9 protein-coding genes are annotated in these 14522 nt (G+C 72.9%); 2 read left to right on the top strand and 7 right to left on the bottom strand.

Annotated features, from left to right (window positions below; genetic code table 11):
• Window positions 1-19: 19 nt before the first annotated feature.
• The 5 genes from HG542_RS02855 to HG542_RS02835 all read right to left on the bottom strand — a co-directional run bounded on the left by HG542_RS02855 (window position 20) and on the right by HG542_RS02835 (window position 7263).
• Window positions 20-2776, bottom strand: coding sequence for a SpoIIE family protein phosphatase (locus HG542_RS02855; RefSeq protein ID WP_171078380.1), 2757 nt, complete (start codon window positions 2774-2776; stop codon window positions 20-22).
• A 112-nt stretch (window positions 2777-2888) separates the two neighbouring features.
• Window positions 2889-4373, bottom strand: coding sequence for an amino acid permease (locus HG542_RS02850; RefSeq protein WP_171078379.1), 1485 nt, complete (start codon window positions 4371-4373; stop codon window positions 2889-2891).
• A gap of 278 nt (window positions 4374-4651) precedes the next feature.
• Window positions 4652-5437, bottom strand: a complete 786-nt coding sequence (locus tag HG542_RS02845) for an FAD:protein FMN transferase (protein WP_373313064.1) — start codon at window positions 5435-5437, stop codon at window positions 4652-4654.
• Window positions 5430-5855 carry an FMN-binding protein gene (locus HG542_RS02840; protein WP_171078378.1) on the bottom strand — a complete coding sequence of 142 codons (426 nt, stop codon included), beginning with the start codon at window positions 5853-5855 and terminating at the stop codon, window positions 5430-5432. Before HG542_RS02840 ends, HG542_RS02845 begins: the two co-directional genes overlap by 8 nt.
• A gap of 34 nt (window positions 5856-5889) precedes the next feature.
• On the bottom strand, window positions 5890-7263 hold the full coding sequence (locus HG542_RS02835; protein ID WP_373313063.1) for a ferredoxin reductase family protein: 1374 nt from the start codon (window positions 7261-7263) through the stop codon (window positions 5890-5892).
• A 182-nt stretch (window positions 7264-7445) separates the two neighbouring features.
• Between HG542_RS02835 and HG542_RS02830 the strand changes: the two genes are divergently transcribed.
• Together HG542_RS02830 and HG542_RS02825 are read left to right on the top strand one after the other, a co-directional pair.
• Complete coding sequence (locus HG542_RS02830) at window positions 7446-8180, top strand: response regulator transcription factor (RefSeq protein ID WP_304414284.1); 735 nt, start codon at window positions 7446-7448, stop codon at window positions 8178-8180.
• The gene (locus HG542_RS02825) at window positions 8177-9625 is read left to right on the top strand and encodes a sensor histidine kinase (protein ID WP_171078376.1); all 1449 of its coding nucleotides are present in this window, start codon (window positions 8177-8179) and stop codon (window positions 9623-9625) included. The genes HG542_RS02830 and HG542_RS02825 overlap by 4 nt, the downstream gene beginning before the upstream one ends.
• Here HG542_RS02825 and ftsH read toward each other — a convergent pair.
• Together ftsH and HG542_RS02815 are read right to left on the bottom strand one after the other, a co-directional pair.
• The gene (gene ftsH / locus HG542_RS02820) at window positions 9598-11529 is read right to left on the bottom strand and encodes an ATP-dependent zinc metalloprotease FtsH (RefSeq protein WP_171078375.1); all 1932 of its coding nucleotides are present in this window, start codon (window positions 11527-11529) and stop codon (window positions 9598-9600) included. The two genes, HG542_RS02825 and ftsH, sit on opposite strands and share 28 nt — an antisense overlap.
• Before the next feature lie 65 nt (window positions 11530-11594).
• Entirely contained in the window at window positions 11595-14507 is a 2913-nt protein-coding gene (locus HG542_RS02815) for a hypothetical protein (protein WP_229922467.1), read from the bottom strand.
• Window positions 14508-14522 lie beyond the last annotated feature (15 nt).

Here is a 14522-nt window from a genome sequence, read left to right as displayed (position 1 = left end):
GGACACCGTATCCAGCGGGTCAGGCGAGGGGGAGCTCGGCCCAGATGATCTTGCCGTCCGGAATGTAGCGGGTGCCCCAACGGTCGGCGAGCTGGGCGACGAGGAACAGGCCGCGGCCGCCCTCGTCCTCCGCGGCCGCGTAGCGCATGTGCGGGGAGGTGCTGCTGGTGTCGGAGACCTCGCAGATCAGGCAACGGTCGCGCATCAGCCGCACCCGGATCGGCCCCGAGGCGTGCCGGATGGCGTTGGTGATGAGCTCGCTGAGGATCAGCTCGGTGGTGAACACCGCTTCCTCCAGGCCCCAGTCGGCGAGCTGCCGGGTGACGTCGGCGCGGGCCCGGGCCACCACGGCGGGGTCGGCGGGCAGCTCCCATTCGGCCTTGCGGTCCGGCTCCAGGATGCGGGTGCGGGCGACGAGGAGGGCGATGTCGTCGCTCTGCCGCTCGGGCAGCAGCGCGTCGAGCAGGGCGTCGCAGGTCTCCCGCGGGGTCCGGCCGGGGTGGGCGAGGGTGGCGCGGAGGATCTCCAGGCCGGTGTCGATGTCCCGGTCGCGGTCCTCGACCAGGCCGTCGGTGAAGAGCACCAGACTGCTGCCCTCCGGCAGATGCAGCTCCATTGCCTCGAAGGGCAGTCCGCCCAGGCCGAGCGGCGGCCCGCCGGGGAGTTCGGGAAACTCCACCGTGCCGTCGGGCCGGACCACGGCCGGCACCGGATGGCCGGCCCTGGCCATCGAGCAGATGCCGGTGGTCGGGTCGTAGACGGCGTACAGGCATGTGGCACCGGCGATGGCCGGTTCGTCCGGCACGTCGGCGGTCTCCTGGTCGATGCGGCCCACCAACTCGTCGAGGTGGCCCAGGAGTTCGTCGGGCGGCAGGTCGAGGGACGAGAAGTTCTGCACGGCCGTGCGCAGCCGGCCCATCGTGGCGGCGGCGTGCAGGCCGTGGCCGACCACGTCGCCGACGACCAGCGCGACCCGGGCGCCGGGCAGCGGGATGACGTCGAACCAGTCGCCGCCCACCCCGGCCTGGGCAGGCAGATAGCGGTAGTCGGCGTCGAGGGCGGTCAGCTCGGGCAGGCCGCGGGGCAGCAGACTGTGCTGCAGGGTCACGGCCATGGCGTGCTCACGGGTGAAGCGGCGCGCGTTGTCGATGCACACCGCGGCGCGGGCAGCCAGCTCCTCGGCCAGCGACATGTCCTCTTCCTCGAAGGCGTCACTGTTCTGCGTCCGCCAGAAGTTGACGACTCCGAGCAGTACCCCGCGGGCCTTCAGCGGGACGGTGATGAGCGAGCGGAAGCCGTAGTCCAGTATCTGCTGGGTGCGGGAGGGGTCCTGGGTGCGCCAGCCCTCGGCGTCCGCCAGGGAGGGGACGAGCACGGATTCCCCGCTGACGAATCCCTGGGCCTGCGGGGTGGGCGCGGCATACCGGTGCAGCTCGCCCGCCCGGTACAGCGGGTGGCCGTCGGGGGTGCCGCCGAGCGCCACACGGCGCAGTTCGGGGGCCTCGCCGGTGGTCGTACGGGGTTCCTCGCCGCGCAGGACGGCCTCGGCGAGGTCGACGGAGACGTAGTCGGCGAGCCGGGGTGCGGCCACCTCGGCGAGCTCCTCGGCGGTGCGCTGGACGTCCAGGGTCGTGCCGATCGCGACGCTGGCGTCGTACAGCAGTCGCAGCCGGCTGCGGGCCACCTCGGCCTTGCCGGCGAGGGCGCGCAGTTCGGTGGTGTCCCGCAGGGTGGCCACGCTGCCGGGCGGGCCGCCGCGCCGGTCGGTGGGCCGGTTGTTCACGGCGAGGAGCCGTTTGCCCACCGGGACCACCTCGTCGGTGGCCACGCGCCGGGAGACCAGCAGTTCCGCCATCCGGGGGTCGAGGCCGAGCCCGGAGACGTGCCGTCCCTCCACGTCCGGGGGCAGGCCGAGCAGGCGGCGCGCCTCGTCGTTGGCCAGCAGCACCAGACCGTCGCCGGAGACGATGACGACGCCCTCGCGCACCGCGTGCAGCACCGCGTCGTGGTGTTCGTACATTCGGGTCATCTCGGCCGTGCCGAGGCCGTGGGTCTGCCGCCGCAGCCGTCTGCTCACCAGCGCGGTGCCGGCCGTGGCGAGGACGAGGGCGGCGGCGCCCGCACCGATGAGGAGCGGGAGCTGCTGATCGACCGCGCTGCTCACCCGGCTGATCTTGATGCCGGAGGAGCACAGGCCGACGATGGCACCGCGGGAGTCCTTCACAGGGACGATGACCTGCAGTTCCTTGCCGAGGGGTCCGTTGACCTCCTCGAAGTAGGTCTTCCCCTGCAGGGACGGGCCGATGGTGCCGACGAAGTGCTTGCCGATGAGTGCGGGATCGGGGTGCGAGTAGCGCAGGCCGTCCCGGTTCATCACGACGATGAAGTCGACGCCGCCCTCCGTCCAGGCGGCCTTGGCCTCGGGCTGGATCACCTTGGCGGGGTCGGGGCCCTTCATGGCGGCCACCAGGCCGGGGCCGTGCGCGAAGGCCTGGGCGGCGGCGAGCGAGCGGTCGCGGGCGGCCTGGATCCGGTCGCTGCGGGCCTGCAGCAGCAGGGTCGTCACGGCGGCCACGACGAGCAGCAGCACGATGAGGACCTGGAGCACGAACATCTGACCGGCGACGCTGCGGACGCTCGCCACCGACCGCAGGCGCCGCCCCGAGGGCGCCCTGGATCCTGGGCGCCGCTGTGGCCGCTCAGGCCGGCGGCCGGGACGCCGGCCACCGAGCCGACGGCCCAGAGGCCCCCAGGAGCGGCCCCGGTTTCGGGCCATACCCCCATGTCTACCCCGGCACGTTCCGCGGCGCGAACGAAACGGGCCGCCTGCCGGCGGACGATGTCCGTCGGCAGGCGGCCCGTGGAACCGCATGTTCAGGCCGGCAGGCTCAGAGGTTCCCGGCCTCTGCGCCGAGCGCCTCGGCCTCCTGCTTGGTCCTGGCGACCCGGCGGCGTGCCACGAACCAGCCGCCGACCAGGGCCGCCGCGATCAGCGGCAGGCACAGCACGGTGGTGCGGTCGGCACCCTTCTGGGACGCCATCAGGCCGATCACGGAGGCCAGGAAGACCAGCGTGATGATCTGGGTGTACGGGGCGAAGGGCAGCCGGTAGGACGGGCGCTTGACCAGGCCCTGCTTCGAGCGCCGCCAGAAGAGCAGCGAGCAGAGCATGATCATGCCCCAGGTGCCGATGATGCCGATCGCGGCGAAGTTCAGCACGATCTCGAACGCGTCCGCGGGGACCACGAAGTTCAGGCCGACGCCCAGGACGCAGAACCCGGCGGTGAGCAGGATGCCGCCGTAGGGCACCTGGCCCTTGTTCATCTTCGCGGTGAACTTCGGCGCCGAGCCGGCGACGGCCATCGAGCGCAGGATGCGGCCGGTGGAGTAGAGGCCGGAGTTGAGGCTGGAGAGCGCCGCGGTGAGGACGACGAGGTTCATCACGCCGGCCGCGTACGGGACGCCGATCTTCGACAGGACGGTGACGAAGGGGCTCTCGCCGGCGTGGAAGGCCGTGTACGGCAGCAGCAGCGCCAGCAGGATGACCGAGCCGACGTAGAAGATGCCGACGCGCCACATGATCGAGTTGATCGCCTTGGGCATGATCTTCTCGGGGTTCTCGGTCTCGCCCGCGGCGACGCCGCACAGCTCGACGGAGGCGTAGGCGAAGACGACGCCCTGGACGACGAAGAGCATCGGCATCACGCCGGCCGGGAAGATGCCGCCGTGGTCGAGGATGTTCGACAGGCCGGGGGCGTTGCCGCCGACGTCGTGCTGGGTCATCAGCAGGAAGATTCCGATGACCATGAAGATCACGAGCGCGCTGACCTTGACGATCGCGAACCAGAACTCCATCTCGCCGAAGTACTTCACCGAGATGAGGTTCACGGTGAGCACGATCGCGAGGGCTATCAGCGCGAGCACCCACTGCGGGATGCTGCTGAACATGTGCCAGTAGTGCGTGTAGGTGGCGACGGCCGTGATGTCGGCGATGCCGGTGGTGGCCCAGTTGAGGAAGTAGAGCCAGCCGGCCGTGAACGCGCCCTTCTCGCCCATGAACTCACGGGCGTAGGAGACGAACGCGCCCGAGGACGGGCGGTGCAGCACGAGCTCGCCGAGCGCCCGGACGACGAAGAAGGCGAAGAGCCCGCACACCGCGTAGGCGATGAAGAGCGAGGGTCCCGCTGTGTGGAGGCGGCCACCGGCGCCGAGGAAGAGGCCGGTGCCGATCGCGCCGCCGATGGCGATCATGTTGACGTGACGGGACTTGAGGTCCTTGCTGTAGCCCGCGTCGCCGGCGTCGACGTGGGGGGTCGTCGCTGCCGGTTCGGCCGTTCCGGGCTGGGGGGCCGCAGTCAGGGTGCGGTCACTCATAGATGTCTTCGCCTTCACTGAGGGGGGCAGGACCGAGCGGGCCGACGGTTGTCGTGGGGATCGGCCGCGAAGTACGTGACCGCTCGGTGTCCGGTTCCGGCTGGCGACGCCGGGCGGGCGATGGAACATCGCCCCCGGGAGCGAGCCATCAAAAAACGGAAGCGGCGGCGCCGGTTCCGGTCCGATGACTCATGCGCTGAATGGTGTGAGGCGCGTAAGTACCCCGTCAAGAGTTCAAGCGATTTTGTTTTTCCGGACACGTTACGCGCGGTAACGGGCTAGGCGCCTTGGGTGCGAACGGTGTCGGCAATGCACGGAAAACCCGCGTTCGCCCACGCCTCCCCGGCCGGTGAGACGGTCATCACGTCGTAGCCCTCCAAGCGGGCAATCCGGTCACGGGCGAGGTCGCCCATCGCGAAGGCCGCCGTGGCATAGACGTCGGCCCAGGTCAGGGACGGACCGGTCACCGTGGCCGACAGCAGGCCACGGGCCGGGCGGCCCGTCCGGGGGTCGAGGATGTGACACCCGCGCTCCGCCGTCCCCGACGTGGCGACCGCCAGATCCCGCCCCGCGACCACCGTCAGCAGCCGCCCCGGCCGGGCCGGGTCCGCGATGCCGATGCGCCAGGGCGTGCCGGGCGCGCCCTCGCCCCGGAGCCGGATGTCTCCCCCGCCGTTGACGCACGTGTTGCGCGCCCCGGCCGCGTACAGCACCTCCGAGGCCCGCTCGACCGCCCAGCCCTTGACGAGCCCGGAGGGATCGAGCACCCCGCCCGCGGTGGCGCTGAACCAGCCCTGCGTCCTGCGCTCCGCCTCCGCGCACAGCCGCAGCACCTCGCCGACCTCCGCCGGGCAGCGCTCGACGGTGGTCTCGCCGCGGGCCAGGCGGCTGACGGCGCTGTCCGGCCGGTAGGTGGAGAAGACGGCGTCGACGTGGTGGAGCCACGCGACGGCCCCGTGCAGGGCCGCGTGGACGGCGGGGGTGGCCGGGTCGCGGATGTCGAAGGAGAACACCGTGCCCATGGCGTGCTCGACGTGGCGCAGTCCGCGCGCCGGTTCAGGCACCGGCCTTGTCCAATGCGCTCTGCAGGGACTGCGTGTAGCCCTCGCTGGTGTAGCTGGCTCCGGAGACCGCGTCGATCTGCGCGCTCTGGGCGCCCAGCGCCTCCTGGGTCAGCCGGGGCACGGCGTAGGAGGAGATCTCCCGGCTGCGGCCCCGGTCGGACGGCACCTGGAGCGCCTTGACCGCGGTCAGCCGGCCCTGCTGGAGGGTGACGGCCACCTGCACGGGGCCGTAGTCGGTGTCGATCACGTCCCCGGTGAAGGTGCCCGTCCGGCTGCTCCCCGGGGCGTGGGCGGGTGGTGACGTCCCCGGCCGGTGCGCGGCGACGGCGGGCGGCGGTGCGCTTTGGTGCGGCTTGAGCGACAGCAGCAGGACGACGCCTGCGGCGGTCGACAGCGTGGTGACGGCGGCTCGGCGCACGCTCGGACTCCTCTGATCTGGCCGGGTGTTCGGGTCAGAACGCGAACGACTCGTGGTGGATGCGGCGGGCCGGGACTCCCGCGCCGCGCAGGGCCTGCAGGGCTGCCTCGGTCATGCCGGGCGGCCCGCACAGGTAGACGTCGTGCTCGGCCAGGTCCGGGAGCAGCCGGAGCAGGGAGTCGGACGTGAGGGGGAGGTAGGGGAAGCCGTGCGCCGCCGGGTCGCCGGCCGAGTACAGGACCCTGGCCCCGCGGGAGGCGGCTATCGCGTCCAGTTCGTCGCGCAGCGCGAGGTCGTCGGGGCGGCGGGCCCGGTAGACGAGGGTGACCTGGCCGGGCAGCGTCTCGAAGAGCGTGCGCAGCGGGGTGATGCCGACGCCTCCGGCGAGCAGCAGCGTCTTGCGGGCGGTCCGGCGGGCGGCGGTGAACCCCCCGTAGGGGCCCTCCGCCCAGACCCGGGTGCCGGGGGCCAGCTGGGCCACGGCCGCGCTGTGCCCGCCGAGGGCCTTCACCGTGATGCGCAGCCGGTGCGGGTGGGCGGGCGCGGAGAGCGAGTAGGGGCTCGCGGTCCACCACAGGCCCGGGGCCAGGAAGCGCCAGCGGAAGAACTGCCCCGGCTCGGCGGCGAGTTCGTCGAGGCGTGCGCCCGTCATGTACACCGAGACGACACCGGGCGCCTCGGTCCGTACCTCGGCCACCTGCAGCCGGTGACGCACTCCGCACCGGACGGGCACCACGAAGCGGTACCACACCAGCAGCCCCGCTGCCGCCAAGTACAGCGTGTACCAGGCGAGCTGGGCCGCCGTGTCGCCGACGAAGTCCGCTCCGTTGGCCAACTGGTGCCCGAAGACAAGGAAGATCGCGAGATAGGTCGCGAAGTGCAGGAAGTGCCAGGCCTCGTAGCTCAGCCGGCGCCGGGCGGCGCGGGCCGACACGGCACCGGTCACCACGAACAGCAGGAATCCCACGGTGCCTTTGAGCATGTCCGGGTAGTCCAGGACGAGCGTGGTGGTCTCGCCGACGACGTTCGTGTGCGCGGTCAGCGTGTACCCCCAGATGATCAGCAGGGTGTGCGCGAGCGCGAGGAAGACGGTGTAGCGGCCGCCGGCGGCGTGCCAGCGGGCGAGCCGGTCCGTGCCGACGCCGCGGTCCAGCGCGGGCACCCGGGCCATGAGCACGAGCAGCACGGCGCAGGCGTACCCGGCGAGCAGACCGGTGATCCGCCCGGCGCCGGTGAGCCAGCCGGCGGTTCCGACGACGGATGCGGTGTTGCTCCACCACAGCCCGAGCACGGCCACCGCGCCCGCCCAGATGCACAGCTGGGCCGGTGCCGCGGTCACCCGGGCGCGGCGGCGCACGGCCCGCGCCCTCCGTGCCGCGACCCGGCCCCCGTCCGTACTGATGGCCACGTGGCCTCCCCTCTCCGGAGCTTCTCCGGGCCTTCTCCGGACCTTCTCCGGTGGACGGGGGACAGCCTCGCAGCGCATCTTCTGAGAACCCTCTGAAGACGGGGCCCGGGAGGATTTTCAGAGGGAACCCACAGGTTTCCGGCCCCCGGGTGCACAGAGCGATGCGGGATGCTGGACGCATCATGCTGAACCGCACCCCCTCCCCCGCCCTGTGCAGGCCCGACGGCGGGCCCGTCCGTGTGCTCGTCGTCGACGACGAGCACGACCTCACCGACGTCCTGTGCCAGGCCCTGCGCTACGAGGGCTGGGAGGTGCGCAGCGCCGCGGACGGGGCGTCGGCCGTCGCCGCGGCGCGCTCCTTCCGGCCCGACGCGGTCGTGCTGGACTGGATGCTGCCCGACACGGACGGCCTGGCCGTGCTGCGCGAGCTGCGGGCGGAGGCGAAGGGGATCTGCGTGCTCTTCCTCACAGCGCGCGACGCCGTCGAGGACCGCATCGCCGGAATCACGGCGGGCGGCGACGACTACGTCACGAAGCCGTTCAGTCTGGAGGAGGTCCTCGCCCGGCTGCGCGGGCTGCTGCGCCGGGCGGGCATGGCCCGCGAGCCGAGCGGCAGCCTGCTGGTCGTCGGGGACCTGGTGATGGACGAGGAGGCTCGCGAGGTGAGCCGGGCGGGGACGGCCGTGGAGCTGTCGCGCACCGAGTTCGAGCTGTTGCGCTTCCTGATGCGCAACCCCCGCCGCGTGCTGTCGAAGGCTGTGATCCTCGACCGGGTGTGGGCCTACGACTTCGGCGGCCGCGCCCACGTGGTGGAGCTGTACATCAGCTATCTGCGCAAGAAGATCGACGCGGGGCGCACTCCGCTGATCCACACCGTGCGCGGGGTCGGGTACGTCCTCAAGCCGGAGGCGGCGTGAGAGCGCCCCGGACGCTGCGCGCCCGCCTCACCGCCGGGCTGGTGCTGCTGCTCGCGCTGGCCTCCCTCGCGGTGGGGGTGACGACCTCGCTGGCCCTGCAGGCCTTCCTCGTGGGGCGGCTGGACCAACAACTCGTCGCGTCCGGCGGGAGGTTCGCTGCCAGCCTGGAGCACGACGAGGATTCCGACGGGGACAACCGGCCGGACACCCGCGGACAGTCCGACGGCACCTTCGGCGCGCGGCTGATGCACGGCAGGACCACCACGGCCGCCGTCGTGCGCGAGCAGACGGACGAGGCCGTGCCGCTCACCGCGGCGGACCGGAACGCCCTGGCGGCCCTCCCCCGCGACGGAGGCGGGCACGGCATCCGGCTGTCGGCGCTGGGCTCCTACCGGGTGGTGGCCGTGGCCGGCGACGACGGCGACACCCTGATCACCGGCATGCCGCTGCACCGGGTGGAGGAGACCGTCCACCGCCTGGAGCTGGTCGAGGCCGTGGTCTTCGGCACCGCCCTCGTCGTCACCGGGGTGGCGGGCGCCGCCTGGGTCAGACTGTCGCTGCGCCCGCTGCGGCGCGTCGCCGCCACCGCGGCGGAGGTGACGGAACTTCCGCTGGCCAGCGGCGAGTTCGCCATGCCTGCCCCGGTGCCCGACACCGACACCCGCACCGAGGTGGGCCAGGTGGGTGCCGCGCTGAACCGCATGCTGGGCCACGTCGGGGACGCGCTCGCCCAGCGGAGGGCGAGCGAGCAGCGGCTGCGGCACTTCGCCGCCGACGCCGGGCACGAGCTGCGCACCCCGGTGGCCACCGTGCGCGCCCACGCCGAACTGGCCCTGCGCCACCCCGGACCGGTGCCCGGCGAGGTCCGGCATGCGCTGCAGCGCATCCAGTCCGAGACGCAGCGCATGAGCGGCCTCGTCGACGATCTGCTGCTGCTGGCCCGGCTCGACGCCGGGCGGCCGCTGGCCCGGGAGGCCGCCGACCTCACCCGGCTCGCCCTCGACGCCGTCGACGACGCCCGCGTCGCCGCGCCCGGTCACCACTGGCTGCTGGACCTGCCGGAGGAGCCGGTGACGGTGACCGGCGACGAGCACCGCCTCCACCAGGTGATCGCCAACCTCCTCGCCAACGCCCGTACGCACACCCCCTCCGGCACCGATGTCACGCTGAGCATCACGGCATCCCCGGCCGGCACCGAGCTCACGGTGACCGACAACGGCCCCGGCATCCCCGAGGCCCTGCAGCCCGAGGTCTTCCAGCGGTTCACCCGCGCCGACCACAACCGGTCGCGCGCCTCGGGCAGCACCGGTCTGGGACTGGCGATCGTCGAGGCCGTCGTCACCGCGCACGGCGGCACCGTCGGCGTCGCCAGCAGGCCCGGGCACACGGCGTTCCGGGTGCGGCTCCCCGCCCCCCGTCAGGAGCCGTCCGTCCCGGAGTCCTGACGCAGCGCGTCGAGGACCGCGGAGCCGTCGACGGTCTCGCGGGCGACGAGGAGTCCGGCGAGCCGGTCCAGGGCGCCACGGTGTTCGCGGAGCATGCCCAGGGCCCGTTCCTCGGCGTGGCGGATCAGGCGGGCGACCTCCTCGTCCACGATCCGCTGGGTCTGCTCGGAGTACGCGGGGCGGCGCAGCAGGTCCTCCCCGGCGGGTTCGCCGAGGTACTGCAGGGCGGAGGAGGCGTAGCCGACCGGGCCCAGGGCCGGGGAGAGACCGAACTCGCGGACCATGCGGGTGGCGATCTCCGTCGCTCCGGCCAGGTCGTTGGCCGCTCCGGTGGAGCCCTCGCCGAAGACGACCAGTTCCGCGGCCCGGCCGCCGAGGCGGACGGCGAGGAGGTCGGTGAGATAGCCCTCGCTGTAGAGGTGCCGTTCGGCCTCGGGCAGTTGTTCGGTGACGCCGAGCGTGACGCCGGCCGGGAGGATGGTGACCTTGGCGACGGGGTCGGCGTGCTCGCACAGTGCGGCGACGAGGGCGTGCCCGGACTCGTGGACGGCGACGGAGTGCCGTTCCTCGGGGAGCAGGGCGTTGGAGGTCTCGCGCCGGCCGAGCAGCACCCGGTCCCGGGCGGTGTCCAGGTCGCCCTGGACCAGGGTCGCGCGGTCGGCCCGGACGGCGTTGATGGCCGCCTCGTTGACGAGGTTGGCGAGGTCGGCGCCGGAGAATCCGGGGGTGCCGCGGGCCACGGCGTCCAGGTCGACACCGGGGCCGAGGGTCTTGCCGCGGGCGTGGACGGCGAGGATGGCCGCGCGTTCGGCCTGGTTGGGCAGGGGGACGGTGACCTGCCGGTCGAACCGTCCGGGGCGCAGCAGGGCGGGGTCGAGGGCGTCGGGCCGGTTGGTGGCGGCGAGCACGACGATGCCGCTGCTCTGGTCGAACCCGTCCATTTCCGCGAGGAGTTGGTTGAGGGTCTGCTCGCGCTCGTCGTTGCCGCCGAGCCGGGTGCCGCCGCCGCGGCGGCCGCCGACGGCGTCGATCTCGTCGATGAAGATGATCGAGGGCCCGCGCTTGCGGGCCTCGTCGAAGAGGTCGCGGACCCGGGACGCGCCGACGCCGACGAACATCTCGACGAACGCGGAGCCGGTCACGGACAGGAAGGGGACGTCGGCCTCCCCGGCGACCGCGCGGGCGAAGAGCGTCTTGCCGGTGCCGGGCGGCCCGACCATGATCACGCCGCGCGGTCCCTTGGCGCCGGCCGCGGCGTACCGGCCGGGGTTGCGCAGGAAGTCCACCACTTCGCTGATCTCCTGTTTGACCCCGTCGTAGCCCGCGATGTCGGTGAAGCCGGTGGTCGGCCGCTCCGCCTCGATGATCTTGGCGCGGGAGCGTCCGATGGCGCTGATGCCGCCGGACAGCGATCCGGCGGCCCGGCGGAAGCCCCAGAAGAAGAAGGCGGCCAGGAGCAGCAGCGGCAGGAAGGCCACGAGGAGGGAGGGCCAGAGGCTGCCGCTGCTGCTCTGCACGGCGGAGATGCTCACGTGCTGGGCCTGGAGCTGCTGTTCCAGCCCGCCGGAGCCGAGGGCGGTGGGGAGCTGGGTGGTGAAGTGCGTGCCGTTCTTGAGGGTTCCCTCGACGGTGCCCTTGTCGTTGATCTCGACGGTCTGCACCTGGCCGGCTCCGACCTTGCCGACGAAGTCGCTGTAGGAGACCTGGTTGCCGGACGGGCCCGTCAGGCCGCGGGACGTCGCCAGGGCGATCAGCAGGCCCAGCATGACGAACGGCATGACCCACAGCCACCAGCGGGGCGACTGCGGTGCCGGTGCGGGCCGTTTGGGCGACGGTCCGCCGGGCGGCCCGGGCTCCGTCGGGGGTGCCAGGTGGCGGTGCGGCAGGCGAATGCGTGTGATCACGGAACCGCTCTTCTCCCACGGGCTCTGTTCCGCCCGTCCTTCCATCATGCACCGGGAACCGCTGCTCAGGGCCCGGTCTTCCGGCTCCGGCGCAGGGGGCGCCGGCGTGGCGGGGCCTGCGGGGCGAGCCGTGCCGCGACCCGTTCGCCGATCCACTGGCCGAGTGCCCGGTAGGCGTCGAACCGCCGGTTGTCGAACCACTGGTCGCTGGTGCCGTCGTGCGGGAATTCCGGTGAGCCCTGGGCGTAGGCGAGGAGTTCGTAGGGCATCTCGGCGGTCAGTGTCGCGCGGGCGACGATCAGCCGTCCCCGTGGGGCGAGCGTCCGGCCGTGCTCGTCGACGAGCGCGCGCGGGTAGACGATCTCGCCCTCGACCACCGCCTCGGCCGAGAGCCGGGAGTTGAGGGCGGCCAGCGGGTTCGGCGGTGCCGGGGGGCCCGGCGGGGGCGGCGGGGCCGGTGGAGGCGGGTTCTGCTGGGGCGTGAGGGGAGACGCGCTGCCGGGGACGAGCTTCTCCCAGTCCTCCCTCTTGATCCTGATCTCGACGCCGAGCTCCTCCTGGGCCAGGGCGATGGCCTCGCCCAGGGCGGCCCCGAAGGCCCCGGAACCCCCGCTGGCGTCGACGCACACGGCGGTGGTGACGCCGTGCCGGAGCAGCTCGACCAGGCCGAGGTTCTCGTAGTGCCCGCCGTCGGTGACCAGCAGCATCCGGTCCTCCATCGGATAGCGGCCGGACACCTCCCGCAGCAGGTACGGCAGACGGCGGATGCCCGGCATCGGCGGCAGCCACCAGGCGGCGTCCTCGGCCCAGAGGGCGCCCAGCACACCGGGGTTGGGCAGCCAGGTGCCGAGCCGGGCGTTGGAGAGCGCGAACAGCGTCTGGAACGCGCGGGCCTGGCGTCCCATGGCCGAGGCGAAGGCCGCGCCGGAGACGGCGACGGCGGACTCGACGGTGAGGTCCTTGCGGATGACCTTCCGGGTGTGGTCCCACAGCACGTCCGTACGGGCGTACCCGACGTCCGGGCCGCCGACGTAGTCGTGCGACAGCGTGAACGACACCGCGTGCCGCCCCGGCGGTGTCCGGTCGTCGCCGGACAGGTTGGCCGCTGCGGCGAAGATGACCTGGGGGAATCCGGGGTGCCGCCGGTCGTAGGAGGGAAGCGGCGTCGGCTCGTCGAACTCGTAGGGGACGGCGACCTGTTCACCGTCGGGGTCGGTCCTGCGGCGGACGGCGAACGCGCTGACCAGCCGTGCGCGGTAGAAGGGGTGGAGGCTCATCCAGGTCTGGTCGAGGCTCAGCACGACCAGCCCGAGCACGACGGGAAGGCCGGCCTGTACGGGTACGGGCCAGCCGCGCCCGGCGACGATCGTCCCGCCCAGGACGAGCAGGGAGGCCGCCGTCACCACCGCGAGAACCGCCCACACCATCAGGTACTTGGCGAGGTTCGGCACGGCGCGCACCAGTCGGGACCTCTTGGCGGACGCGATCGTCTGCTCGGCCGACTCGATGCGCCGCCATGTGGTGCCGAGCAGCGCGGTCACGTAGGTGAGCAGCGCCGCACCTCCGGCGCTCGCCCCGATCCGCCGGGGGTCCAGATTCCACAGGCTTCCGAGCCGGGCCGTGCCCCACGCCAGACCGGGGAGGACGATCACCAGGACGGCCAGCAGCAGGGCCGCCACGGTGAAGGTGAGGCAGGCGTCGTACAGGAAGCCCGACAGGCGCTGTCTGGCGAAGATCAAGGACACCAGCCAGCAGAACCAGAGCACGGCGGCGCAGCCGAAGAGGATCACGACGGCCCACAGCGCGGGTGCCCGGAAGACCTGCGGCCCGGCCGGGTGTGCCAGCGGAACGAGGTGGTAGCCCCAGCTCAGGGCGAGGCCCAGCACCAGCAGGGTCGCGGCCAGCAGGCTCAGCGACGCCAGCAGTCCCCGCAGGACGGCGCCGAGGGCGGCCAGCCACTGGCCGGTGCCCTCCGCCACGTACTTCGAGTGCCGGCGGGTGTGGTCCTCCTCCGGTGTGCCGCGCATGAAGACGTCGCGGGGACCGGCCTCGTACCGGCCCGTCCCGCAGTCCCCGTCCTTCCCGGCCAGCGCCAGCTGCAGGGCGCCGGTCGTGTAGCCGCCTCCGGAGACGGACACCAGGTAGCGCGCGCCGCAGAGTTGGGCGCGGAGGGCCTGCAGTGCGCCCAGGGTGACACAGGCCGAGCGGATGCCGCCGCCCGAGACGCAGAAGCCGGTCCCGCCCTGTTCCCGGCCGGGCGGCACCCGGCTGCCGTTCTCCCAGCGTGCCGCCCGGGAGCGGGGAGGGTCGCTGCGCGCGGTGCCCGGCCAGCGCCGCCGGCCCCACTCCATCACGGGCCAGGGCGGGACGACATCGGGCCCCCGGGGGCCGGAGCCGGTTTTCCCGCAGCTGCATTCCTTGTCGTATCTGCGCCGGGCGCACCCGTGGAACACGGCCCGTTTGAGGACGATCGCGGCCAGGACCGCCGCCACGGGCAGGGTGAGGACGACCAGCAGCCACTTGACCGTCGCAAGGCCCGCCGCCCACGCGAACACCCCGTCCGCGCCGTCCAGTCCGTGCAGGAGCAGCAGTTTCTCCGTCACGGCGCACACGCATGCGGCGAGGGCGGCGCCGATCCCGTACCGGACGAGGCTGCGGTGTCTCAGGCGGACCGCGATGGTGCGGCCGCTCAGCCAGAACACGAGCGCTGTGCCGATGGTGTACGCCCCGATGAGGAAGAAGTCGGCCGTCAGCGCCTTGCGGAAATCGCCCGTCCGGTTGCCGACGAGAGTGTGCGCGGCATGGGCGCTGCCCGTCAGTTGCAGCTGCACGTCGTCGACGTCCGGGGCGTTGTGACGGATCCACAGCCCTGCCGCGAAGACGGCGAGGGCCACGACGGCCAGCGTGACGCCGCATGCGCGCGACAGGCGCGGCGGGTCGTGCGGCTGCCGGTGCGGGTGGCACGTGGTGTGTCTCATCGTCCGCCTCCGCTC

The organism is Streptomyces morookaense (assembly GCF_013030945.1).
GTDB classification, from domain to species: Bacteria; Actinomycetota; Actinomycetes; order Streptomycetales; family Streptomycetaceae; genus Streptomyces; species Streptomyces morookaensis.
The sequence above is the reverse complement of the archived record's forward strand: the minus strand, read 5'-3'. Positions and strand labels throughout refer to the sequence as shown.